Below are 24,829 nucleotides of genomic sequence, written 5' to 3' on the forward strand. Positions count from 1 at the left end.
CCATGGCGCTCTTTCCCTGAGCGAAAATCCGCCATGGCCCGGCGCGAAAGCTCAGAACGCCAGCTTGTAGCCGATGGAGAACAGCATCACCGCCAGGCACGGGCGCAGGAGTTCGTCGGAGACCCGGCCAGTCATGTGGCTGCCCAGCCAGATGCCCGGCAGCGAGCCTATCAGCAGGAACCCCAGGAGCTCCCAGTCCATGTTGCCCATGCTGGCGTGGCCCAGGCCCGCCACCAGGGTCAGGGGCACGGCGTGGGCGATCTCGGTGCCCACCAGGCGCTTGGTGGCCAGGAACGGATAGAGCAGGAACAGCGCCACGGTGCCCAGGGCCCCGGCGCCGATGGAAGTCAGGGCGACCATGGTGCCCAGGATCAACCCGGTGACCACGGTCAGAAGATTCAGGCCGCCGGCGCTGGGGCGGTAGTCGCCGCCGTGGCGCTGGGCGAAGGCCATGAGTTTTTTCTTGAACACGATGGCTAGGGCAGTCAGCAGCAGGACCACGCCCAGGCCTTGCTTGATCACCGCGTTCAGCGACTGCGGATCGGTATGCAGGTTCTTCAGGAACCACAAGGTCAGCAGCACCGCCGGCACGCTGCCCAGGGTCAGCCAACCGGTGATGCGCCAATCGATATTGCGGTTCTTCTGGTGCACCAGCACCCCACCGGACTTGGTGATGGCGGCGTACAGCAGGTCGGTACCCACGGCGGTGGCCGGATTGATGCCGAACCACAGCAGGATCGGGGTCATCAACGACCCGCCACCCACTCCGGTCATACCCACGATGAAGCCGACGATCAGGCCTGCGACGACAAAACCGAAATTACCCACATCCATCAAATAAAGCCCTACAGATCATGCGGCCAGGTGAAAAACTGGCGGCAGCATAGCGGCTAAAGCTTATGACCATTTATATGAATAAAATCTAACGTTATAACCACCTTTGAATTTTCCATGCACCCGGCGCATGCCAACCCCGCCCCGCTTGCATACTGCGCACCACCGGACCTTGCGTCGTCCCGCTGCCACGCTCGGTCCAGGTGTGGCGTCCCAGGGCCCGGCTGCATACCCGGGCCCTGGCATCCGGTATCCTGCTCGGCGCTTGCCGGGGCGCCCGGCGCAGCGCTCCCTGCGTATCCAAGGAAGGCCCATGACACCCGCCGACACTCCCTACCAGATCGAACAGCAACGCATCCGCTTCAGGCGCCTGAGCTTGCAACAATCCGCCACGGAGCAGCAGCCACCCCTGGAAAACTGGGGCCTGGCGCTGTCCGGCGGCGGCATCCGCAGCGCCACCTTCGGCCTTGGGGTCCTGCAGGCGCTGGCCCGGGCACCGGTCCCCGACGCCCATCAGGCGAACCCCGAACAGCCTTCGGCCAACACCGAGGAACGTAGCTTGCTGTCGCGGTTCGACTACCTGTCCACGGTCAGTGGCGGCGGTTACATCGGCAGTTTCTTTTCCAGCCTGTTCCTGCCCGGCCGCCTGCGCCCTGCGGACTCCCGTGACCCGGTGGGCCAGGCCGCCCGCGACGCCTACCAGGCCCTGCGCTTCGAACCACCGGGGCGCATCAGCACCGGCGTCGACTATGCCGAGCGCCCGGTCGGCCAGGGGCCTACGGCCTGGCTGCGGGAAAACGGTCGCTACCTGACCCCGACCGGGGCCGGCGACATGCTCTACGCCCTGGCCATGACTTGGCGCAACTGGTTGTCGCTGCACGCCATGCTCGGCCTGCCGATCGTGCTGGTGCTCAGTTTGCTGAGCCTGTTCCAGGTGCTGAGCCAAAGCAGCCTCTTGCTCTGGCCGCTGATGGCCGCGTTGCTCTTCGCCCTGCCCTGCGCCGTGGCTTATTGGCTGGTGATTCCCCGGGGCGACCTGGACCAGCCGCCGCGCCTGGACAACGCGGCCTACCGCAGCCTGCTGGCGCTGGTCGCCGGCCTGTGGCTGGCTGGCGGCCTGGCCGATAGCGTGGCCCAGTGGCATGGCGTGGGCGTCCTGGCCCTGGCCGCCGCCCTGGTGGGCAGCAATGCACTGCTGATCACCCGCCAACTGGTGCGCAACCTGGCCAACAACCGCGATCCGGGCAAGGACAGTACCTGCCAGAACTGCGTGCGCAATTACCGGGTGCAGGTCACCCGGGCCTTGGGCCGGGCCATGGCCGCGGTGGCGTTGCTGGTCTTCCTCGCCCTGCTGGTGAGCGGCGCCGAGCTGCTGTACGGCTACTTGCAGGCCTACCGGACCCTGGGCGCCATGGCCCTGCTGGTGCTGGTGATGTGGCTGGTGCGGCGGCTGGTGCTGCTCAAGGACGAGAAACCGTTGCCAGGCTGGATGCGCAAGCTGCCGCTGGATGTACTGGCGCTGATCGCCGGCGGCCTGCTGCTGGCCCTGCTGTGCCTGGGCTGGGCCCTGCTGGTGCAGTGGGTGGCCCACGACGGTGGAAGGGTGGCCTACGACGCGGCGGCGGCCTGGCGCCTGCTGGGACTGAGCCTGCTGGCGGCGCTGCTGGTGTGCGTCAGCGGCCGCTTCATCGGCTTTCTCAATACCTCGTCGCTACAGGCCTTCTATAGCGCCCGGCTGACCCGGGCCTACCTCGGCGCCTCCAATGGCCGGCGTTTCAACGGCCCGGCGCAGCAACGCCGGACCTACCTGAGCGTGGCCGAGCCGATGTCCAGCGACGACCTGTCGTTGCAGCAGTACTACGCCACGCCAAGCGCCGGACCGGTGCACCTGATCAATGTCACCATGAACCTCACGGTGGACCCCGCCGAACAGCTGGTACAGCGCGATCGCAAGGGCCAGCCGCTGTGCATCGCCCCGAACTGGGCGCCAGCCCTGGACGGTAGCTGCGCCCCCTGCGACGGCCCGGCCGAAGGCTACACCCTGGACGGCAAGCCCTACCGCCGCGACCTGCAACAGGCCCCAGCCTCGGAGATCATGCTGCCCTTGAGCCTGGGCGGATGGATCGGCGTGTCCGGCGCGGCCTTCAGTACCGGGCTGGGGCGAGCCACCAGCCTGGGCATGTCGCTGGTACTGGGCCTGGCCAACGTGCGCCTGGGCATCTGGTGGCCCAGCCGCTTCCTCGATCCCGGCCAGCAGCACTGGGTGCGCCAGGATCTCAAGCCCTGGACCTACTACAGCACCCAGGCTTATCTGTTCTACGAACTGACGGCGCGTTTCCACGGGCATCGCCGCGATTACCAATACCTGTCCGACGGTGGGCACTTCGAGAACACCGCCACCTACGAACTGCTGCGCAAGGAACGCCAGGTACGACTGATCGTGACCTGCGACAGCGGCTGCGATCCGGACTACCGCTTCGATGACCTGGCCAACCTGGTGCGCCTGGCGCGTATCGACCAGGCCCTGGAGATCCGCGAGGACCCGGGCGTGCTCCAGCATCCACTGCTCAAGACGGTGTTCGCCAGCCAGGAGCAGTTCCGCCAGCCACCGGACGCCGACAGCCGCCAGTGCGCGCTACTGCTCAATGTGCATGCCCATGCGCCTGGCTGCGAGAGCGGCATCGCCGCCCAGCCCCATTGCCGGATCCTGGTGCTCAAGCCGCGCCTGATCGCCGGGCTGGCCCCCGACGTGCGCAATTACGCCCGCAACAACCCGGGCTTTCCCAACCAGAGCACCGTGGACCAGTTCTTCGACGAAGCGCAGTTCGAAAGTTACCGGCAACTGGGCCTGGAGATCGGCCAGACGCTGTTCGGCCAGGAGGGACAAACCAACGAGATAGCCCAGGCCCTGTGGCGCTATCTCGATGGTGAAGCAGCGCTCTAGCTCAACGTGGCTGGTGCGCCTTGACCGCTTCCAGCCATTGCGCCTGAAGGCGCTCCTGCTGCGGGTCGATGCCCTGTTCGGCCAGCAGCGCCAGATGCCGCTCCACCTCGCCGAGCATCTGCCCATGGGCACTGGAGTTGGCATCGAGCTGGTGCATCTGGCCCAGCCCCAGGTGATAGAAACGCAGCAGCTTGAGGGCCGCCGGGTCACGGGCGGCCACCCCCGCGGTGACCTGGTGCATGACGTTGGTCACCCGCATCAGGCTGCGCTTGAGGCGCCAGCCATAGACCGCCGCCGCCATCCACGGCTGGTGCCAGAACACAGTACGTACCAGGGCTGCGCAGACCAGCAGGCCAACGCCCACCCCGGTGGCATTCCAGACCAGGTTGTCGCCGCCACCCTGGCCGAACAGCGCCACCGCGGCGCTGGAGAACAGCATGGCCAGGGCAATGAACACCAGGGCGATGATCAGGGTGCTGCGCCGGGTCTGCCGGCGGTAGAGCTCAGGGTCCTGGGGGGTGATGACGAACATGGGGCGATGGGCTCCACTGGCAAGGAAATGGGCGGGCATTATCACCGCTGGCGGCCACGGCGGTGACGAAAATCGCCGCACAGGACGGAAATATCCCCTCGGCTTGATCCAGGTCGGTATTCACCGCTATCGCTCCCGGGGCCGGCGAGGACGCAATGCGCGCCCCAGGCGCCGCCAGCCCAGCACCACACCGCTGACGCTGATCAGCAAGCCGCCGGCACTGAACAGCAACATCCACAGGTCCCACAGTGGTCGCTTGCCCAGCAGCGGCAGCCAGTCCCAACTGTGCAGCAGGGCGAACAGCCAGCGCGAGGCACGCCGTGGCTGGTCCAGCTGGCCCACCACGGCGCCGGTGTAGAGATCCAGATGCAACCAGGTCCGGGCCGGATCGTCGAAGCGCACCCGCAGTGCCGGCAAGCGCTGCTGCAGATGGCCGAGCATGGCCTGGGGCTCCCGGGCGTAGTAGTAGAAGTCGTAGGCCTGCAGTTGCTCGACCTGCAGCGGTTGGCCAGGGCTGATGGCCTGGGCCGCCTGTTGCAGGGTATGGGGCTCGAACCGCGACAACACCCGGTCCGCGGCCATGTCCAGGATCCGCGTGCGCCCGGCGCCGTCGTAGCCGATCACGTAGCCCTGGCCGGCAATCATTCGCCACTCCAGCTCCCGGGCCCGCAGGCCGTCGCCGGCAAAGCGCTCCAGGACCTGGCGCGCATCCAGGGGAAAGGCCGCGGCATCGAGCGCCGCGCCCTGGTACGCCGCCAGCGACAACGGCCGGGCGCTGCTGAAGATCTTCCATGGATTCATCGACATCAAGCCACTGAAGATCCAGGTGATGGCGAGCACCCCGAACAGCAAGCCGCCCAGGTGATGCCAACGGGCAAAGCCCTGGTAGGGCGAGCGCGAGCCATTGCGATAGGTGCGGCCAAAGCGCCAGCGCAACAGGCCTACCGCCAGGCCCAAGACCGCCATCAATGTCGCCCCCAGGGACAGGTAGGTGACGATCGGCCCCCAGGCGCCATCGATGCCGATGCCGCGCAACGCATACAGCCAATGCAGCCAGGCACCGATCCAGTTCCAGGCCCGTTCATTGGCGGTGGCATCGCGCACCACCTCGCCGGTGCTGGCGGAAACGTACAGCAACCGGTCCTCGGCATCGGCCAACGCCACCCGATGCAACGGCCGGTCGCCATCCAGGGCCCGGGACAGGCTCCAGGTATCCTGCGCGACTACGCCACGCTCGCTTGCAGCCACCCCCGGGGCGAACTGGCGAGCCGCCGCCAGCGCCTGTGGCCAGTCGGTGGGGGGCATGGGCCGGGCGCTGCGGGCGTCCACCGCCTGCTTGCGCGCTCCGGGATATTCCAGGACATAACGCGGGGTTCCGGCCACCGTGAGCAGGCGCAGGCTGGTCGGCGCTTGCCCGCTGTCGGCGGCCGCCAACACCCGCTCCAGGCTGGCGCCCTCCTGGTCCAGGACCAGCGGCGGCAGGTGAGCCAGGTGTTCGGCGGGGGTCAGCTTGGGATATCCGACATACAGCATCACGGCCCCGGAGATGAACCACAGGGCCATGAACAGGCAGGCGACGATCCCCAGCCAGCGGTGCCAGAGGTACAGGTAACGCTTCATCACATCGATCTCGCAGCGACGCGGGGCACCCTCGGGCGCCCCGCCGGTTCAGGTCAGAAGCGCGTTTGCAGCGCCAGCTCGAAGGTCCGCGGTGCCCCCAGGTACAGTTGGGTCGGCGCGGTGCTACGGGCGTATACCCGGTCGGTGAGGTTGCGTACCCGGGCGGTGACCCGGGTATCGGCATCGACCCGATAGCCGACGAAGGCGCCGAAGATCGCGTAGCCCGGGGCATAGCGGGTGTTGGCCGCGTTGGCGTACATCGACGACACATAGCGGCTGTCGGCCCCCACCTGCCAGGACGAGTCCAGGTCGTAGGTCAACCACAGGTTGGCCACCTTCTCGGGAATGTTCGTGGGACGGTTGCCCTTGCGCGACACAGACCGGCCGCCGACGTTTTCATAGAACTCGTCGTACTGCGCATCGACATAGGCGAAGTTGCCCTCGGCCAGAAGCTTGGGCGTGACCCGCAGCGACGCCGCCAGCTCGACCCCGCGGGAAGACTGCTGGCCCACCGGCTGGCTATTGCCCGGGTTGGCCGGGTCGGCGGTGGACAGGTTCTTGCGTTCGATGCGGTAGGCCGCCAGGGTGGCCGAGCCGCGCCCTTCGAGGAAGTCGAACTTGCTGCCGATTTCCCACTGGTTGCCGGTGCTCAGGTCGAAGTCGCGCACCTGGCCATAGCTGGCGGTGGTGAGGACCCCGGAGGGCGGATCGGCGGCGGTGCTGTATTGCACATAGACATTGGCCGTCGGGGTCAGCTCGTAGACCAGCCCCAGGCGCCCGGTGGTGGGCCGGTACTTGCGCTGGAAGAATGCCGGGTTGGCCGCGTTGACGGCGCGGTAGTTGGTCACTTCCAGGTCGATCTGGTCATGGCGCAGCCCACTGAGCAAGGACAGGCGCTCGCTGAGTTGCAGGCGGTTTTCCAGGAACAGCGCCCAGGTGTCCACCTGGTTGCACCGGTTCTTGTCGAAGCTGCGGCGCACTCCGGGCAGGTCCCAGAAGCTGCCGGGCTCGAAGCGGTCCGGATCGAGCTGGTCGCCCGGGCCCGGCAGGGACAGCGGGTAGTTGCTCATGACGTTGTGGCTGTAGTCGATGCCCGTCGACCATTGGCTGTCCAGGCCGAACACATTGCCCTGATGCAGCAGTTCGAAGCGATTGCCGTTGAGCTCCTGGGCATGGCGCTGGAGCAAGGTGCCGGAACGGATCACCCGGGAGTTGTCGGCGTTGTAGGCGTAGTTCTCGACGTTGCGGTATTCGCGATCGGCGTTGTAGTGGTACAGGGTGTTGCGCAGCGAGGTGGCGTCATCGAGCTGGTAGTCGATGATCGAGCGCAACCAGCGCACCCGCTGCTCGTAGCGACCGTCGTCGACGTTGTAGTTCTCGAAGCGTCGGCTGCGCTGCACTTGCATCTTGCCCTCCAGCGGCGCCAGGGCCGGGGTTCCCCAGTAGGGACTGTCGACACGCTCGTCCTGGTATTCGAAGGCCAGGGTGTGGGACAGCTGGTCGTTGATATCCGTCAGCAGGGAAAAGGCCAGGGTCCAGGCATCGCGTTGCTCGCGGTCGATGTAGCCGTTGCTGGTGCTGTGGTTGAAGTCCAGGCGCGCGTAGTGCCGGGGGCCCGGTCCGGCGTTGAGGGCGTGGTTGAAACCCAGGGACAGGGCGCGGCTGTCGTAGGAGCCGTAGCTGATCCGCCCTTCGTTGAACGACTCGCTGCGCGAGGCCAGCTTGGTGATGTAGTTGATGGAACCACCCACGGCCCCGGCGCCGTAGAGAAAACTCGAGGGCCCGCCCACCGCCTCGACCCGATCGTAGATCCAGCTGTCCACCGGCCGCGCGGCGATGGAGTCGTACTGCACGCTGATGCCATTGAACAACTGGGTAATCTGCGGCCCGGAGAAGCCACGATAGGACACGAATCCCGGGATACCCGGCGACGAAGCGGCGTTCATGCCCGGCATGCCCAGTAGTACATCCTGGGTCGTGGCAGCACCGCGCTGCTCGATCTGCTGGCGCTCGACCACGCTGATCGACGCCGGGGTCTGCCTGGGGGTCAGGCCCAGGCGCGAACCGGTGGTGCCCTGGGTATCGAGTTGCAGGCCGAACTTCTTCTGTTCATCGGCGCTGATGCGCATCTGCGGCAGTTCCAGCGTGCCCTCGGCCAGGGCATTGAAAGACAGGGCGCAGCACAGCGCCGCGCAGCTTGGAGAGCGATACAGGTACTTCATAGTCTCGGACTCGGAAAAAACCATCGAATGCCGCCCGCCCGTGGCCACGCGAACGCGCGCACGGCAACAGGCCAGGGACGGCAATGAGGCGACCGCGATGGGTCGCCGGGGAGCCAGGTCAGCTCAGAGGGGGAGCCCGAGGGTTGAGGGGCGGCCAGCCATAGCGTGGCGGCGCCTTGTCATGCTGCGCGACCTTGGGTCGTTGCAGGCACTGGCGACGCAACAGCCAGGCCAGGCAGAACAGCAGCCCCAGGCCCAGGGTGACGGCCGAGCACAACGGGCAGACCAGGGTATTGAGCCAGCCGGCACCTGCCTGGTCGCTGAAGTCGGTGTCCACCGCCAGGCCCTGGTTGCCCAGGGCGGAACAGAACTGCCCGCCTACGCCATTAAGCTCCAGCCCGGCCACCTGGCCATGACCCAAGCCGCAGACGAACACGTTGAACAGCACGCAGAAATACAGCGTCCAGGCAACGTAGCGGCGATAGGGTGAGGTGCGAGTCATGGGGCGCAAGGTTAACAGCCGGCAACGCCGTGGAAAATCACCGTTACATTTTTCGTCACCCCATCCACTGCGCCGGGTGTAGCTGCTGCCGCAGGCTCGGTACGAGCCGCCGGGGCTTACGCGTTCAACCTGAAACACTGCGATGGTGGGCGCTGCGCACCCGGTCGCAGCCTCGCCCGCTCGGCAGCGGCTACAAGGGCTGACACGGCTTGGTGTAGCCGCTGCCGCAGGCAGCGTACGACTCGGCACGAGCGGATCATGCGCTCAGCCAGGGATACCGCGCTGGCGGGCGATCATTCGCGGTCCTGGGACTTCACCGCCAGGATGCTGCCCGGCATCGAATACAACGCTCGCTCGGTGGTGCTGCCGATCAGCCGGCCAAAACCGCTGCGGTGCACGGTGCCCATGACCACGGCGTCCACCAGGTACTCGTCGACGAACTGGGCGATGCCCGGGACCGGTGGCCCCATGATGAAGTGGCGAAACTCCTGGGGCACGTTGTGCGCGTCTCCCAGGCGCTCGAACTCCTTGTGCAGGGAATCACGCAACTCGTCCAGGCAACTGGCGCTCCAGGCCGTGGAAGCCACCGGCGCCACGCCGTCGAGCATCGGCATCAGGTCATAGGCATACAGCAGGTGCAACTGCGCGTCGCACTGCAAGGCCAGGGCATTGGCGGTGCGGATGATCTGGGCATTGAGGCCGCTGATCTGGGTATCGGACTGGGCCGGGTCCACCGCCGCGACGATCCGCCGTGGCAGGTTGTTCGGTGCGTCGTTGACCAAGTGCACCGGCACTGGGGCGTCGCGCAGCAGGTGGCAGTCCAGCGGTGTGACGAAGACCCGCTTGAGCGCCGATTCCAGGGTCACGTCCTTGATCAGCAGGTCAGGCTGGAACTCGGCGATGTAGTCCAGCATGTCCTTGAGCACCTGGGTGCTCCAGATCACCTGGGTGCTGACTTCCACCCCCTGCTCGCGCATCCATTGCGCCTCCACTTGCAGCCAGCGCTCATGGCGTTGCAGATAGGCCTGGCGCTCGCTGTCCTCCAGGTGTTCTTCCCACAGGTAAGTGCGCGCTGGCGGTTCGACGAACACCAGGGCATGCAGCTTGGCGCCACTGGCCCGGGCCAGGGCGGCGGCCCGGCGGGCGGCGGGTGACTGGTGCTGCTGGGGATCGGCGATCAGCAGCAGACGCTGGTACTGGCTCATGGTGCACCTCCTTGTTGGGCAGTGGCCTCGAGTGTCGAGCCTGGCAGCCACGAACGCCTTGATACGCATCAACGGCGCCAGCGCTTCTCCATCAAGACTAGCGGCGCAAGCCCGGCAAGCACAGCAACAGGGCCATTGCGCCGCACAGGCACAGGCTCGCCCCCAGTGCCTGGCCCCAGCCCACCAGCAGCAATCCGGCACCGATCAACAAGTAATAGAACAGGCCGAACAAGGCCCCGGCACTGCCCAGCCGGTCGCTGTAGGCGGTCAGGGCCGAACCGAGGATATTCGGGATCGCCAGGCCGAAACCCAGCACCACACCGCCCATGGGCAACACCAGCCACAGGCTGTGTTGCAAAGCCAGTACTCCCAGCCCCCCGGCCAGCACCGCCAGGGCCGCCAGCACCAGCAGCCGGGCACTCTGCCAACCGCGCCCGAGCAGCCAGCGATTGCACCAGGCGCCACAACCGGAGCCCAGGGCCAGCAACGCGCCGCTGTAGCCGAACCATTGCTCGCCCTGCCCCAATTGGCGGAACAGGAAGGGACCCAGGCTGTAGTAGCTGAGCAACGCGATGTTGAACGCCGCCACCAGCAACGCCGAGCGCCAGATACCAGGGTCGCGCAGCATCTGCCACAGGGTCCCGGCCAGGGGCGCCAGGGGCTGGGCCGGCGGTCGGGTTTCCGGCAGCGCCCGGGCACAACAGGCCAGCAGTATCAGGGCCAGTACCAACAGGGCCGCCAAAGCCCCGCGATACCCCAGGGCCTGGGTCACGCCCGAACCGGCGAACAGGCCAATGGCCGGGCTGGCCGCCAGCACCATGCCGACCAGGGAAAATACCCGGGCCAGTTCACGCCCCTGGAACAGGTCCCGCAACAAGGTCTGGGTCACTACCGAGCCAGCCGCCACGCCCACGGCGGCCAGGGCCTGGCAACACAAGAAGGCAGCGAAGTCGTTGGCCAGCAGCCCCAGGCACTGGGCCAGGGCATACAGGGCCAGGCCGCCCAGCAAGGCTGGGCGTCGGCCCCAGCGATCGCTCAGGCGGCCCCACAAGACGACGCCCGGGGCAAACCCCAGGATGAATACCGAAAGGCTCTGGGCCGCCTGCTCCGCAGGCACGTCGAAGGCCTGGCCGACATCGGCCAGGGCCGGGCTGTAGAGGGTCTGGGCGATCTGCGGAAACATCAGCAAGACCATGGCCAGGGGCAATAAGGTACGGGGATTCATCGGGCTGCTCGGCAAGAAAAACACGCCGGCGATTCTAAGCAGGCGGCATTGGCGTATTATCGAAATCTTGCCAATAAACATTGGAAACCAGACAACCATGGCATGGCTCGAGCCCCAGGCCCGCTTCGACCCGGACGCCTTCACTACCCCGGTGGTCGGCATCGCCGCGACCCTGGGCGATCATGACTCCGGCCTGCACCAGCATCAGCGCGGCCAGTTGCTGTACACCCGCCAGGGCTGCACGCGCATCACCCTGGCCGACCGCCTGTGCCTGCTGCCGCCCTCACGAGCGGCATGGATACCCTCCGGCGTCCGCCATCGCGCCCAGATGCAGCAAAGCGTGGACTACCGCTCGCTGTACTTCTGCCGCGAACTGGCCCCGCAGCTGCCAGCGGAGGTGGCGGTGATCGAGGTCAGCCCACTGTTGCATGCGGTGCTGGAGCCCATGGCCCAGGCCGCCTTCGATTGTGACTGGAGCCAGGGGCGCTACCCGCACCTGCTGGGCCTGTGTCTCGAGGAAATCGCTACGGCCGCGCGCCAACCGCTGTCCTTGCCCCTGCCCCGGGACAAACGCCTGCGACCTCTGCTGGACGACCTGCAAAGCCTGCCGCCGGAACTGCAGGTGCTGGCGACCCGGGTGGGCGCCAGCAGCCGGACCATCGGCCGCATTTTCCAGCGCGAGACTGGCCTGGGCTACCAGCAGTGGCGCCAGCAATGGCGGCTGATGCGGGCCATCGAATTGCTCGCCACCGGTCGCAGCATCAGCTACAGCGCCTTCGAACTGGGCTTTGCCAGCGACAGCATCTTCATCGCCTTCTTCAAGGCCATGACCGGTACCACGCCTCGCGCCTACTTCAAGTGAGGCTCGACGCCTCAGGCCTGGGGCAACTTGCGAAAACCCACCGCCAGGCGGTTCCAACTGTTGATGGTGGAGATCGCCATGGTCAGGTCGACGCATTCGCTGGGGCTGAACTGACCGGCCAACAGCTCGTAGTCGGCGTCCGGTGCCTGGGTCTCGCTGAGCCGGGTCAGGGCTTCGGTCCAGGCCAGGGCGGCGCGCTCGCGCGCAGTGAAGAACGGGCTTTCGCGCCAGACCGCCACGGCGAACAAGCGGCGCTCGGTCTCCCCTTGCTTGAGGGCATCCAGGCTGTGCATGTCGACACAGAAGGCACAGCCGTTGACCTGCGAGGCCCGCAGCTTGACCAACTCGATCAGGGATTTTTCCAGTGGCAGCCGTGAAACCGCGGCCTCCAGGGCGAGCATGGCCTTGAGGGCGTTGGGCGAAGCGGTATAGAAATCCAGGCGTGGTTGCATGGGGTGGCTCCGGTTCAGTCAAGATGCCGCCACGTTACGCCGCCCCCAAGTGCCGACCAATGGCCAATCCCCGGGAACTTGGCTAGACCAATGCCTGGTGCTTCGTGTAGCCGTATGACCTGCCAGCCCGCATCGTCGGCGCGGTTTATGCGATAGGCCTGCGAGCGCGTACCGGCGGGCGCTGCGCACCCGGTCGCAGCCTCGCCAGCTCGGCAACGGCTACAGGGACTGGCACGGCTGCGGGATGGTCTGTCGGCGCGGCTCAGGTGCGGCTACGCAGCCATTGCATGAAGCCCTTTTTCAACACCGGCTTGGGTTGGGACTGGGTCAGGCTCTGGGCCATATGCCGACGGAAATCCAGCAGGTTCTTCATGGCTTCGTTGATGTCGTGGCGGGCATCCAGGCACGGTTTGAGGAACTCGTTGTCGATGCGGTACAGGCTGCAGAAGGTCTTGGCCGAGAACTGCGCCAGGGTCGCCTCCTCGGACACCACTCCAGCCTCGCCGATCACCTCGCCCGGCCCCATGCGTCCAGCCTCGAACGGCTGGCCTTCGCGCTGCATGGTCACCGACACCACTCCAGACTCGATGATGAACAAATGATCGCTGACCTCGCCGGCCGGCAGGATGACCTCGCCGGCACGGAAGGTCTGCAACTGCATGTTCTGGCTGAAGGTGTCCTTCTCCTCCTGGCGCAAGGTGGAAAAGATGCTCGAGGTGTCCAGCAGCGCCCGGGGCCGGGATGCGCCCGCCGCTTGGCTGGCCTCGTTGCTGGACAACAGGCTGACGCCACTGGCCTGCAGATGACGGAACGCCAGGTCGAACAGTTGATTACGCACTTCGCGTTTTTGCCCCATGCTGGCGACGAAACCACTGATCTCGTACTCCGCGCCAGTGCTGCTGGTGCTTTTCATGGCGACGCTGGCAGCCGGGCTGGCCAACAGGAACCGGCAGCCCAGGGTCGCGCGCTCCAGGGCCTCGATGACCTTCTGCGGCCGGGCATGGGGGCTGACCTGCAGGCTCACCGCCACCCCATGGACATCGCTGGGCCGGCTGAAGTTGGTGATCTTGGCCTTGGAGGCCAGGGAGTTGGGGATCACCACCATGCTGCCCTGGGAGGTCTGCAGCCGGGTGGCTCGCCAATCGATGTCCAACACCCGTCCCTCGGTGCCGTCGATGGCGATCCAGTCATCGATCTGGTAGGGCTTGGTGGTGTTGAGCACGATCCCGGAAAACAGGTCGCTGAGGGTGCTTTGCAACGCCAGGCCGACGATGATCGCCAAGGCCCCGGAGGTCGCCAGCACGCCCTTGACCGGCAGTTCCAGCACATAGGCCAGGGCGGCGATGATGGCGACCAGGAAGATCAGCGCCCCCATCAAGTCCTGCAGCAACCGTCCGGTATGACCGACCTGCTGCATCATCAGGGTGCCCAGCAATACGGTCAGGGTCCGCGCGCCGAACAGCCACCAACCGATCTCCAGGCCAGTGGCGGCCAGGTGCAGCGGTACATCGTCCGGCCAGGGCGCAGCTTGCAGGGGGTTCATGCCCTGGTTGAACAGCATCAGGCTGTAGAGGCAGAAGATCAGCACCCGCACCGCCAGTTTCCAGTACTCGCCACGGGCGCCTATCACCCGCCAGAGCACGATATCCAGGAACAGCAGGAACAACGCGGCCAACAACGGATGGTCGGTGAACAGGGAAAACATCGAGGCGCTCCGGCAAGACGAGGACGGCAAGATCGCACGAAAGGGCTTGCAGCAGGTATAGCCGCAAAAGCCGGGCATGGAGGGAAAGAGATCAGCCGCCGGGATACGGCGGCTTCACAGGCCTATCGGATATAGCCCCTGCCACAGGCTGCGCCCGGTTCGGCACGAGCGGCCCAACTTGCCTGGGCGATGAACCCCGCGCATTGGCGAGTGCTGCGCGCCCGGACGCAGCCTCACGGGCTCGGCAGCGGCTACCAGGACCGGCTTACTTGCCCTGGGTCAGGGTGTTGTAGCTGGTCATCAGGTTGCGGTAGTCAGGGATGTGGTTGGAGAACAAGGTGCCCAGCCCCTCGATGTCGTTGCGCCAGTCACGATGCAGCTCGCAGGCCAGGCCGAACCAGGTCATCAGTTGGGCGCCGGCGGCGGACATGCGGTTCCAGGCCGAGTCGCGGGTCAGTTCATTGAAGGTACCGGAGGCATCGGTGACCACGAACACCTCGAACCCCTCTTCCAGGGCCGAGAGCGCCGGGAAGGCCACGCAGACTTCGGTCACCACGCCGGCGATGATCAATTGCTTCTTGCCGGTGGCCTTGACCGCCTTGACGAAGTCCTCGTTGTCCCAGGCATTGATCTGGCCAGGACGGGCGATGTACGGCGCATCGGGGAACAGCGTCTTCAGTTCGGGCACCAGCGGACCATTGGGGCCGGTTTCGAAACTGGTGGTGAGGATGGTCGGCAGCTTGAAGTACTTGGCCAGGTCGCCCAGGGCCAGGACGTTGTTCTTGAAGCGATCGGGGTCGATATCGCGCACCAGCGACAGCAAGCCGGCCTGGTGGTCTACCAGCAGAACGGCAGCGTTGTCCTTGTCCAGGCGTTTGTAAGCAGTAGTCATGATGAAGTCCTCGCTAATGATCGATGCCGGGCAATCCGGCCTGAGTTAAACCCGTGGAGCCCATCCGTGCTTGACGGTGGGTCACGGGGTACAGCACGCGACGCGCAAGAGTTGCCCTGCGAGCCGCGCCAGCGCTGCCGGTCAGTGACCGGCGGCGTCCATCTGGCCGAAGCGTCCCGATTGGAAATCGACGAAGGCCTGGTGAATCTCCTCTTCGCTGTTCATCACGAACGGGCCGTGGCCGACGATGGGTTCGTCGATGGGCTCGCCGCTGAGCAGCAGCACGATCGCGTCGCTGTCGGCCTCCAGGCCGAGCAGGTCGCCATCGCGCTCCAGCAATACCAGCTGGCCTTCGCGCACCCGCTCCTGGCCATTGACCTGCAAGGTGCCGCGCAACACTACCAAGGCCGTGTTACGCCCGGCCTGCAGCTCCAGGTCCAGGGGCTTGCCGGCCCGCAGGCGCAGGTCCCAGACGTCGATCGCGGTGAAGGTCCGGGCCGGGCCCTGGCGACCGCCGAACTGACCGGCGATCAGGCGCAGGCTGCCGGCATTGCCCGGCAGTGGCAGTTGCGGGATGTCGTTGGCCAGGATGGTCTGGTAGCCAGGCGCGGCGAGCTTGTCCCGGGCCGGCAGGTTGACCCACAGCTGGACCATTTCCAGGTTGCCGCCACGGCGGGCGAAATCGGCGGAGTGAAACTCCTCGTGGAGGATCCCCGAGGCCGCGGTCATCCACTGCACGTCACCCGGGCCGATCTTGCCGCCGCTGCCAGTGGAGTCGCGGTGCTCGACCTCACCGTCGTAGACGATGGTGACGGTTTCAAAACCGCGATGGGGATGCTGGCCGACCCCGCGCCGGGCGCTGGTAGGGCTGAACTGAGCGGGACCAGCATGGTCGAGCAACAGGAATGGGCTGATGTGCTGGCCCATCTGGTCGTAGGAAAACAGGGTGCGGACCGGAAACCCGTCGCCGACCCAATGGGGCCTGGGGCTGGTGTAGATACCGATGATGTTTTTCATGTGGTCCTCCAGAACTTTCTGATGGACACACCTTAAATCCCACACCTTTGACCCGCTAGACTGCAAAAATCACCCTTAGCGTTCTATTTGGAGAACGATCTTGGAAGACCTCAATACCCTCTACTACTTCACCCAGGTAGTGGAACATCGCGGCTTCGCCGCCGCCGGAAGGGCCCTGGACATGCCCAAGTCCAAGCTCAGCCGGCGCATCGCCCAGTTGGAGGAACGCCTGGGCGTACGCCTGATCCAGCGCACCAGCCGGCACTGCTCGCTGACCGAGATCGGCCAGGAGTACTACCAGCGTTGCCTGGCCATGCGGGTCGAGGCCGAAGGCGCGGCGGAAGTCATCGAGCGCAATCGTTCCGAGCCCCAGGGGCTGGTACGGGTGGCTTGCCCCACCGCCCTGCTCAACTCCTGGGTCGGGCCGATGCTCACCCGCTTCATGCTCAAGTACCCGTTGGTGGAATTGTTCATCGAGAGCACCAACCGCCGGGTCGACTTGATCCACGAAGGGTTCGACATCGCGCTGCGGGTGCGCTTCCCGCCACTGGAAAGCACCGACCTGGTGATGAAGGTGCTGGGCAACAGCACCCAATGCCTGGTGGGGCATCCGGACTTTCTCCAGCGGCTGTCGAGCCCGCCCTCGCCGGCCGACCTCAGCGGCCTGCCGAGCCTGCACTGGGGCGCGGGGCAACGGGACTACCAATGGCAATTGCAGGGCCCGGACGAGGCCGAGGCCCTGATCCGCCATCACCCACGGTTGGTCACCGATGACTTGATCGCCCTGCGCCATGCGGTGCTGGCCGGGATCGGCATCGCCCACCTGCCCCTAGTAGTGGTGCGCGAGGACCTGGAGGCCGGGCGCCTGCATGAACTGGTTCCCGGCTGGGCGCCGCGTTGCGGGATCGTCCATGCCATCTTCCCTTCGCGCCGCGGCCTGCTGCCTTCGGTGCGCGGCCTGATCGATTTTCTCGGCGAGGAGTTCAGCCACAGCGACATGGCCTGAAGCGCGGGAAACGGCTGATCCATGGCGGGTATGGCACTGGGCAAGAAAATATTCCAGCCATAATATTTTCCCCAGAACCCTGTCGCCCAGCCGAGGAGAAGCCCATGCACAGCCCAACCCGTGAAGCCACCCTGGCCCAATGGCAAGCCCAGGAACAAGCCATGCGTGCGCGCCTGGCCGGCCCCGGGAGCCTGTCCCTGGCCGAGGTCAGCGCCCTCACGCCGGAACAGTTCTTCGCCGGGATCGGCAACGGCGAGTTGCCTTCACCGCCCATCGGCAGCCTGCTGGATTTCATACCTATCGAGTGGGACAACGGCCTGTTCGTGTTCCAGGGCACCCCGGATAACCGCCACTACAATCCACTGGGCACCGTCCATGGAGGCTACGCCGCCACCTTGCTGGATTCATGCATGGGTTGTGCGATCCATACCCGCCTGCAACAGGGCCAGGGCTACACCACCCTGGACCTGCGCATCAGTTATGTAAGGGCCTTGACTGGGGACAGTGGCCCGGTGCGGGCCGAAGGCAAGATCGTGCATCTGGGCCGCAGCACGGCCCTGGCCGAGGGCCGGATCTATGACGTGGATGGCCGGCTGTATGCCACCGGCAGCACCACCTGCATGATCCTCCAGCCCAGGGATTGAGCTACCGCGGACAGGGGCCTGCCTGGGCTGGATAATCCGCTGGATCGATCAACTGCATCAGCTGCCCGAGTGCCTCGTGGTCCGGCAACTGCGCCTGGCTGACATGGATGCTCTGGCGCCTGTGGCTGGCGATTCCCGGCCAACCCGGACAATCGTAGATCAGCACCTGGTGCAATTGCCGGTTGTCCATGCAGAAGGCCAGCAGGTCGAAGCCGTCCGCGACATCGAAGGTAGCGCTGATGATCGCCAGGTCGAACGGGGCGCTGGAGTACTCCACCAGGGTCAGCAGCTCCTCGAGCCGGTGTACGGGAACGATGCGGTAATAACCCAGCTGGTTGAGGGCTCTCTCGATTTGCATCCGTTGAAAATGCTGATTGTCGGCAATCAGTATGCGCAGCGCTCTGTTGGACATTCTTCTGATCCTATTGCTGGGTGGCGACCGACAGGAACCGGTCTTGTCCTCCTGAATCGGTAGAAGGCTGGAGTAAGCATCCCAGGGCCTGCCATGAGATCGTTCTGAAACCGCTCCAGCTCGGTCCTGCCATCGGCACAGCGCACGGGCCGATGAAGTAGACGACAGTTCGTCGTCAGATCCGCGCAAGACTGCAAACCACATTAAGCGGCGATCAACACTCAAGGCAGCAAGGCGTCTGTGTGTAATTGTTTCGAAGGCTCTGGACTGGCCATCATTCGGTGGTACTGGGGCTCCAGAACGCCTGCTGGACCAACGACGAGCCCGAGAGCCGGGCCACCAGCGCGTCCAGCTCGTCACCGTCCACCGAGGTACTGGCGAGCGTCGCCTCGATTTGCACTTCCTCGCTGCCGAAGGCATGCACGTCGACGTCGCTGGCCGGATGGTTGCAGCGCGCCAACTCGGCCTCCAGCAAGGCGAACACGGCTTTCTGCCGGGAACGATGGGCGATCACGTAGACGATGTTCGTGACCTCCGCGGAGATCACGTCCAGCGGCTGGCGGTTGATGTTGTTGACGATAGGCCGCAAGAGGGTGTTGGCCGCCAGCACGAACAAGGTGCCGAGCAGGGCTTCGAGGATCAGGTCGGCACCCGCGCAGGCCCCCACCGCCGCCGAGGCCCAGAGGGTGGCGGCGGTATTCAACCCTCGCACATTGCCCTCCTCGCGCATGATCACCCCGGCGCCGAGGAAACCGATCCCCGAGACCACGTAGGCCACTACCCGCACGGCCCCTTCGGCGCCACCCAGGCGGTTGGCCATGTCGACGAAGATCGCCGCCCCTACCGCCACCAGCACGTTGGTGCGCAGCCCGGCAGTGCGTTGGCGGAACTGGCGCTCGAAGCCGATCAGCCCGCCAAGGATGAACGCTGCGCTAAGGCTGACCAGGGTATCGATCAGCGAGTCCAGGTTGACGTTGTGCAAGGCTTGCATGGCGAAGATCCTCTTGGCGACCTGCGGCAAGCTAGCAGTGGCAGGTTACAGGCAGCGCAGCGCCCCCCTGAAAACCTGCCGCGTGCCAGTACTGCCCGTTACTGCCAGCCGAAGCGCCGGATGTAGAACCCCTTCACCGCCTGGGTCAGGGCCATGTAGGCCACAAGGATCAGCGGCAGGTACAGGAAGTACAGCGGTGGCAAGGCCTGCAGCTTGAAGTAGTGGGCCAGCGGCCCCATCGGCAGGAAGATGCCCACGGCCATGATGATTCCGGTCATGACCATCAGCGGCATGGCCGCCCGGCTTTGCAGGAACGGAATCTTCGGCGTGCGGATCATGTGCACGATCAGGGTCTGGGTCAGCAGCCCCACCACGAACCAGCCGGACTGGAACAACGTCTGGTGCTCTGGAGTACTGGCGCCGAATACATGCCACATCAGGGCGAAGGTGGTGATATCGAAGATCGAGCTGATGGGCCCGAAGAACACCATGAAGCGTCCGACATCCGCCGGCTGCCAACGCTGGGGCTGCTTGAGCATCTCGTCGTCGACGTTATCGAAGGGAATGGCGATCTGCGAAATGTCGTACAACAGGTTCTGTACCAGCAGGTGCATCGGCAACATCGGCAGGAACGGGATGAAGGCACTGGCCACCAGCACCGAGAACACGTTGCCGAAGTTGGAGCTGGCGGTCATCTTGATGTACTTGAGCATGTTGGCGAAGGTCCGCCGTCCTTCCAGCACGCCCTCCTCCAGCACCATCAGGCTCTTTTCCAGGAGGATGATGTCCGCCGCTTCCTTGGCGATATCCACCGCACTGTCCACCGAAATGCCGATGTCGGCGGTGCGCAACGCCGGCGCGTCGTTGATGCCGTCGCCCATGAACCCCACCACGTGCCCGTTGGCCTTGAGCAGGCGGACGATGCGCTCCTTGTGGGTCGGGGTCAGCTTGGCGAAGACATTGGTGGTCTCCACCGCCTTGGCCAGTTGCTCGTCGCTCATGCACTCGATGTCGTTGCCCATCAACAGGCCCTGTTGCTCCAGGCCCACTTCACGGCAGATCTTGGCAGTCACCAGCTCGTTGTCGCCAGTCAGCACCTTGACCGCCACGCCGTGCTCGGCCAGGGCCTTGAGCGCCGGCGCGGTGCTGTCCTTGGGTGGATCGAGGAAGGCCACGTAGCCGATCAGGGTCAGCTCACGCTCATCGGCCAGGCTGTAGGTGTCGCGTCCTTCGAGCATGGGCCGGGCCGCTACCGCCACCACCCGCAGGCCCTCTTCGTTGAGATCGGCAGTGACCCGGCGGATCCGCGCCAGCAGCGTATCGCTCAGGACTTCCTCGGCCTCGCCATGACGCACGCTGCGGCATACCGCCAGCACTTCCTCCACCGCCCCCTTGCAGATCAGCAAATGCGGCTGGCCCTGCTCCGCCACCACCACCGACATCCGCCGGCGGGTGAAGTCGAAGGGGATTTCATCGATCTTGCGAAACGCCGTGCCGACGGCCAGTTCACGCTGGATCTCGACATGCTCGAGCACCGCCACGTCCAGCAGGTTCTTCAGTCCGGTCTGGTAGTAGCTGTTGAGGTAGGCCATCTCCAGCACGTCGTCGGACTCCTCGCCCCACACGTCCACGTGGCGCGCCAGGAAGATCTTGTCCTGGGTCAGGGTGCCGGTCTTGTCGGTGCACAGCACGTCCATGGCGCCGAAATTCTGGATCGCATCCAGGCGCTTGACGATGACTTTCTTGCGCGACAGGAACACCGCGCCCTTGGCCAGGGTCGAGGTGACGATCATCGGCAGCATTTCCGGGGTCAGGCCCACGGCGATGGACAGGGCGAACAGCAGCGCCTCCATCCAGTCGCCCTTGGTGAAGCCGTTGATGAACAACACCAGCGGCGCCATGACGAACATGAAGCGGATCAACAGCCAGCTGACCTTGTTGACCCCGTTCTGGAACGAGGTCGGCGCGCGGTCGGTGGCGCTCACCCGCTGGGCCAGGGCGCCGAAGTAGGTGCTGTTGCCGGTGGTCAGGATCACCGCCGTGGCGGAACCGGAGACCACGTTGGTGCCCATGAACAGGATGTTGTCCAGGTCCAGGGGGTTGCTGGTATCGGCATCCTGCTGGCGCGGGAATTTCTCCACGGGCATGGATTCACCGGTCATGGCCGCCTGGCTGACGAACAGGTCCTTGGCACTGAGCACCCGGCAGTCGGCGGGAATCATGTCGCCGGCCGAGAGCACGATCAGGTCTCCCGGCACCAACTGCTTGATGGGCAGCTCGATGCGCCGCGCGCCTGCGGCCTCGACGGCTGCCGGCAAGCGCCCAGGCGTGGCCGACGCCAGGGATGGCGAGTCCGGCCGCATCACGGTGGCGGTGTTGCTGACCATGGCCTTGAGGGCATCGGCGGCCTTGTTCGACTTGGCCTCCTGCCAGAAACGCAGCAAGGTCGAGAGCACCACCATGGAAAAGATCACCGTGGCCGCCTTCATGTCCTCGGTCAGCCAGGAGATCACCGCCAACAGGGTCAGCAGCAGGTTGAAGGGGTTCTTGTAGCAGTGCCACAGGTGGGTCCACCAGGACAGCGCCTGCTCGTGCTCGACTTCATTGAGGCCGTGGCGCTCACGCAGGGCCTCGGCTTCCTCGGTACTCAAGCCATCGGTGTGGCTGCCGAGCTGGTCCAGCAGATGCGTCGCGTCGCTGTTGGCCGCCGCGACCAGTGTTTGTGCCAGGGTTGGCGGGACATCGCGACTGACGCTGGCGTCGCTGAAGCTTTCCAGCAGGGCCAGGCGCCGGAAGTGCCGGGCGAAATGCCGGGTCCGCAGGAAACCGGCGAAAAACTCTTTCAACAGGGTGAGCTTCATGATGATGACTCCTGCACGGCCGGTGCATGACATAAAAACGGCCGCGTTGAAACGAAACAGTCAGGGAGATGGAACAAGGCAGGATTGGGCTCACGCCTGAAGCAATCGCCCCATCAGGGATAGGCGATGTTGCTGGCGATGCTGACGGGTGTATCCCATGGCTGTTCCCCTGGACGGACGGTGCTGGAAACGCCACAGGCAGGTACCGCCGGAGCTGCCACAGGGCGCGTCGAACGCCCACGCAGGACCAGCCCGCAGGTCCATGGAACCTGCGCGTCGAACCAGCCGCGACACGGCAACAGGCCGGATCGGGCATCGATCGGAGTCATCAAGAAGGGAAATCTGGGCGACCAGGATGGGTCGCGACCGGGACGCCGCCTCTCGCTGGGTGGCGAGACAACGGCAGGAATCAAGGCTGCGCGTTATCTTGCCGGGACCGCGCCGGTTATCGAGACCGGCTGACTCCTGTCACTCGAACAAGTACCCACACTGGGCCTCCATTGATTGAAAACGCGCGCAGCTTACGCCGCACGTTTTATAGAGTAAACCTGGGAAAAAACCTTGCCGGGGGGAATTGAAAAGTTCTTCAGCGCAGGTTCAGGAAGGAGTGAAACATGAAGCTTTCATGACCTCGGCGGCCGCTACCGCAGGGCTGCGGCAGCGGCCGGTACATCAACTGGCGGTGGCCAGCAGCATGTCGCGAACCGAGCGGCTGTGACCACGGGTCTTGCCATGCTCGTACAGCGAATCGGCGATCTCCTGGGCGCGGATCGGCAGTACCGACAAGAGGGTATCGCTCAAGCCGTGGCTGGCCTGGCTGAAGCCCTGCAGGTAGACACCGGCCTTGCAGCGCTCGTCGGTGATCAGGCGGTAGTTGCGATCCACTTCGAAGTCACCCAGGTAGGCTTGCAGCGGCGCCAGCAGGTCGCGGTACAGGTTGCGCTCGTAGCCGGTGGCCAGGACCACGGCGTCGTAGTGGCGCACTTCACGCTCGCCACTGGCGCCATGGCGCAGGATCAGCTCGATGCCCAGGTCGGTGGCGGTGGCCTTCTCGACGGTGGTCAGGGTACGGAACGCATGGCGCGGGACGCCGGAGACCTTCTGGCGATAGAAGATCCCGTAGATGCGCTCGATCAGGTCGATGTCCACCACCGAGTAGTTGGTGTTCTGGTACTCGCTGACCAGGCGCTCGCGCTCGTTGTCGTTCTGCTGGAACACCAGGTCGGTGAAGGCCGGGGAGAACACTTCGTTGACGAACGGGCTGTCGTCGGCCGGCTTGAGGGCCGAGCCGCGCATGATGATGTCGGCCTGCACCGAGGGGAAGCTGTCGTTGAGGTCGATGAAGGCTTCCGCGGCGCTCTGCCCGCCACCGATGATGGCGATGTTCATCGGCTTGCCGTTGACGCAAGGCTGTTGGGCCATGCGCTCCAGGTATTGGGAATGATGGAAGACCCGCGCATCGCCCTTGAGCCCCTTGAACAGCTCCGGAACCCGTGGCGTGCCACCGGTGCTGACTACCACCGAACGGGTGGTGCGTACCTGCTCGGCGCCCTGGGCGTCACGGGAGATCACCCGCAGCGCCTCGACCTGCTGGTTGTGCAGCACAGGCTCGATGCCCAGCACTTCTTCACCGTAGCGGCTGTGCTCCTGGAAATGCCCGGCCACCCAGCGCAGGTAGTCGTTGAACTCCATGCGGCATGGATAGAAGGTGCCGAGGTTGATGAAGTCCACCAGGCGCCCGTGGTGCTTGAGGTAGTTGACGAAGGAGTAGGGACTGGTTGGGTTGCGCAGCGTCACCAGGTCCTTGAGGAAGGAAATCTGCAGTTCGCTCTGGGTCACCAGGGTGTTGCCGTGCCAGCGATAGTCCGCTTGTTTGTCGAGGTACAGCGCGTCCAGCGGACCGTGCTCCTGGCCGCGCTCTTCCAGCGCAATGGCCAGCGCCAGGTTCGAGGGGCCGAAACCGATACCGATCAAATCGTGAACGTGGGCCGATGCAATTGCCTGTGTCATTTCCAGTGTCCTCTGGATAAACCGCCTCAACGCGGGGGATAAAGTGTCACGGTGACCCGACTGGCCCGCAAAGGTCAGCAGATCGTCTGTTGAGTAGGGACGAGGACAGTGAAAAAAAATTTAACTAAATAAGACGCACTGCGCTTGGCCTATTGGGCCTCCCACTGGCGCAGGCGAACCCGGCAGTGCTTCATCGCATTGACGATGTGTTTTTCCACCAGGCTGCGGGAAATTCCCAGCTGTTCGGCGATCTGTTGGTGGGACATGCCCTCGAGCTTGCGCAGCAGGAAGCTCTCGCGGCACAGGCGGGGCAGCTCGGTCAGCGCCCGTTGCAGCATATCCAGGCGCTGGCCCTGGTCCAGGCTGGTTTGCGGCGATGGGTTGAAGTAGCGCTCCTCGTTGTCCAGCACCTCCAGGGGTTCGGACTGGCGCAGGGCATTGCGCCGATGGCCATCGATCACCAGGTTCAGCGCCGTGCGATAGAGGAAGGCCCGCGGCTGCTCGATGGGCGTGTCGCTGGAACGCTCCAGCACCCGGACGTAAGCGTCGTGCACTACATCCTCGGCCACCTGGCGGTTACCCAGCTTGGCATGGAGGAAGCACATCAGCTCGCGATAGTAACTTTCCAACATGGCTCCCAACCGCCCCCGTGACGGTTATTTCCTTGAGCGAGACCGACGTTAGCCGGTTGGCCCGGTGATTCAATGATGGCAGTTTCGACCCTGCGTAATTTATAGTAATTCTCATATAGATTTAAAGTACCGCAGGGTCGCAGTGGGTTTATTTCGCTATCCGGGCAGCTGTAACGCCATATGTCGGCAGTTAAATTCCCCCTGCGGCCTCTCGTTTACCTGACAGCTCCCCGTCCCTGCCGCTCATTCGGCAACCAGCAG

At 65.1% G+C, this 24,829-nt stretch carries 20 protein-coding genes; 4 read left to right on the plus strand and 16 right to left on the minus strand.

The genetic code is table 11. From position 1 onward, the window contains the following. Nucleotides 1–51: 51 nt before the first annotated feature. The gene (locus tag C4K40_RS21055; protein ID WP_022639801.1) at nucleotides 52–834 is read right to left on the minus strand and encodes a sulfite exporter TauE/SafE family protein; all 783 of its coding nucleotides are present in this window, start codon (nucleotides 832–834) and stop codon (nucleotides 52–54) included. A 313-nt stretch (nucleotides 835–1,147) separates the two neighbouring features. Here C4K40_RS21055 and C4K40_RS21060 point away from each other — a divergent pair, with 313 nt between their 5' ends. After that, on the plus strand, nucleotides 1,148–3,778 hold the full coding sequence (locus C4K40_RS21060; RefSeq protein ID WP_053137308.1) for a patatin-like phospholipase family protein: 2,631 nt from the start codon (nucleotides 1,148–1,150) through the stop codon (nucleotides 3,776–3,778). Nucleotide 3,779: 1 nt separating this feature from the next. Here the strand turns inward: C4K40_RS21060 and C4K40_RS21065 are convergent, their stop codons facing one another. The 6 genes from C4K40_RS21065 to C4K40_RS21090 form a co-directional block, all read right to left on the minus strand. Continuing rightward, entirely contained in the window at nucleotides 3,780–4,310 is a 531-nt protein-coding gene (locus C4K40_RS21065; protein WP_022639805.1) for a DUF3087 family protein, read from the minus strand. A gap of 126 nt (nucleotides 4,311–4,436) precedes the next feature. Then, the gene (locus tag C4K40_RS21070) at nucleotides 4,437–5,930 is read right to left on the minus strand and encodes a PepSY domain-containing protein (protein WP_053137305.1); all 1,494 of its coding nucleotides are present in this window, start codon (nucleotides 5,928–5,930) and stop codon (nucleotides 4,437–4,439) included. Between the two features lie 53 nt (nucleotides 5,931–5,983). Continuing rightward, nucleotides 5,984–8,152 (minus strand): TonB-dependent siderophore receptor, encoded by a 2,169-nt coding sequence (locus C4K40_RS21075; protein WP_053137302.1) that lies wholly within the window; start codon nucleotides 8,150–8,152, stop codon nucleotides 5,984–5,986. A 118-nt stretch (nucleotides 8,153–8,270) separates the two neighbouring features. Beyond that, nucleotides 8,271–8,654, minus strand: a complete 384-nt coding sequence (locus C4K40_RS21080; protein ID WP_053137299.1) for a DUF2946 domain-containing protein — start codon at nucleotides 8,652–8,654, stop codon at nucleotides 8,271–8,273. Nucleotides 8,655–8,947: 293 nt separating this feature from the next. Further along, nucleotides 8,948–9,859, minus strand: a complete 912-nt coding sequence (locus tag C4K40_RS21085; protein ID WP_053137296.1) for a universal stress protein — start codon at nucleotides 9,857–9,859, stop codon at nucleotides 8,948–8,950. A 97-nt stretch (nucleotides 9,860–9,956) separates the two neighbouring features. Then, nucleotides 9,957–11,084, minus strand: coding sequence for an MFS transporter (locus tag C4K40_RS21090; RefSeq protein ID WP_053137293.1), 1,128 nt, complete (start codon nucleotides 11,082–11,084; stop codon nucleotides 9,957–9,959). 97 nt (nucleotides 11,085–11,181) lie between these two features. On the opposite strand from C4K40_RS21090, the gene C4K40_RS21095 reads away from it, so the two are divergent. After that, a complete protein-coding gene (locus C4K40_RS21095; RefSeq protein ID WP_053137290.1) occupies nucleotides 11,182–11,946 on the plus strand; it encodes a helix-turn-helix transcriptional regulator in 765 nt (254 codons plus the stop codon). An 11-nt stretch (nucleotides 11,947–11,957) separates the two neighbouring features. Here C4K40_RS21095 and C4K40_RS21100 read toward each other — a convergent pair whose 3' ends face one another. The 4 genes from C4K40_RS21100 to C4K40_RS21115 all read right to left on the minus strand — a co-directional run bounded on the left by C4K40_RS21100 (nucleotide 11,958) and on the right by C4K40_RS21115 (nucleotide 16,012). Next, a complete protein-coding gene (locus C4K40_RS21100; protein WP_022639813.1) occupies nucleotides 11,958–12,398 on the minus strand; it encodes a carboxymuconolactone decarboxylase family protein in 441 nt (146 codons plus the stop codon). A 262-nt stretch (nucleotides 12,399–12,660) separates the two neighbouring features. Then, on the minus strand, nucleotides 12,661–14,103 hold the full coding sequence (locus C4K40_RS21105; protein WP_053137287.1) for a mechanosensitive ion channel family protein: 1,443 nt from the start codon (nucleotides 14,101–14,103) through the stop codon (nucleotides 12,661–12,663). 265 nt (nucleotides 14,104–14,368) lie between these two features. Then, entirely contained in the window at nucleotides 14,369–14,995 is a 627-nt protein-coding gene (gene ycaC / locus C4K40_RS21110; RefSeq protein WP_022639815.1) for an isochorismate family cysteine hydrolase YcaC, read from the minus strand. A 141-nt stretch (nucleotides 14,996–15,136) separates the two neighbouring features. Then, complete coding sequence (locus C4K40_RS21115; RefSeq protein WP_053137284.1) at nucleotides 15,137–16,012, minus strand: pirin family protein; 876 nt, start codon at nucleotides 16,010–16,012, stop codon at nucleotides 15,137–15,139. 97 nt (nucleotides 16,013–16,109) lie between these two features. On the opposite strand from C4K40_RS21115, the gene C4K40_RS21120 reads away from it, so the two are divergent. After that, nucleotides 16,110–17,018 (plus strand): LysR substrate-binding domain-containing protein, encoded by a 909-nt coding sequence (locus C4K40_RS21120; protein WP_031320202.1) that lies wholly within the window; start codon nucleotides 16,110–16,112, stop codon nucleotides 17,016–17,018. Between the two features lie 104 nt (nucleotides 17,019–17,122). Then, on the plus strand, nucleotides 17,123–17,662 hold the full coding sequence (locus C4K40_RS21125) for a PaaI family thioesterase (protein WP_022639818.1): 540 nt from the start codon (nucleotides 17,123–17,125) through the stop codon (nucleotides 17,660–17,662). A gap of 1 nt (nucleotide 17,663) precedes the next feature. On the opposite strand, the gene C4K40_RS21130 is transcribed toward C4K40_RS21125, so the two are convergent. The 5 genes from C4K40_RS21130 to C4K40_RS21150 all read right to left on the minus strand — a co-directional run bounded on the left by C4K40_RS21130 (nucleotide 17,664) and on the right by C4K40_RS21150 (nucleotide 24,568). Then, the gene (locus C4K40_RS21130; RefSeq protein WP_306108869.1) at nucleotides 17,664–18,020 is read right to left on the minus strand and encodes a response regulator; all 357 of its coding nucleotides are present in this window, start codon (nucleotides 18,018–18,020) and stop codon (nucleotides 17,664–17,666) included. A 328-nt stretch (nucleotides 18,021–18,348) separates the two neighbouring features. Then, complete coding sequence (locus tag C4K40_RS21135; RefSeq protein WP_053137281.1) at nucleotides 18,349–19,065, minus strand: MgtC/SapB family protein; 717 nt, start codon at nucleotides 19,063–19,065, stop codon at nucleotides 18,349–18,351. 98 nt (nucleotides 19,066–19,163) lie between these two features. After that, a complete protein-coding gene (gene mgtA / locus C4K40_RS21140; RefSeq protein ID WP_053137278.1) occupies nucleotides 19,164–21,926 on the minus strand; it encodes a magnesium-translocating P-type ATPase in 2,763 nt (920 codons plus the stop codon). Nucleotides 21,927–22,598: 672 nt separating this feature from the next. Beyond that, nucleotides 22,599–23,936: a lysine N(6)-hydroxylase/L-ornithine N(5)-oxygenase family protein gene (locus C4K40_RS21145; RefSeq protein WP_031320204.1), complete on the minus strand. Its 1,338-nt coding sequence runs from the start codon at nucleotides 23,934–23,936 to the stop codon at nucleotides 22,599–22,601. 149 nt (nucleotides 23,937–24,085) lie between these two features. Continuing rightward, the gene (locus C4K40_RS21150) at nucleotides 24,086–24,568 is read right to left on the minus strand and encodes a sigma-70 family RNA polymerase sigma factor (protein WP_022639823.1); all 483 of its coding nucleotides are present in this window, start codon (nucleotides 24,566–24,568) and stop codon (nucleotides 24,086–24,088) included. Nucleotides 24,569–24,829: the final 261 nt, after the last annotated feature.

Origin of the sequence: Pseudomonas sp. CMR5c (assembly GCF_003850545.1) — a bacterium.
In the GTDB taxonomy this organism is placed as follows: Bacteria; Pseudomonadota; Gammaproteobacteria; order Pseudomonadales; family Pseudomonadaceae; genus Aquipseudomonas; species Aquipseudomonas piscis.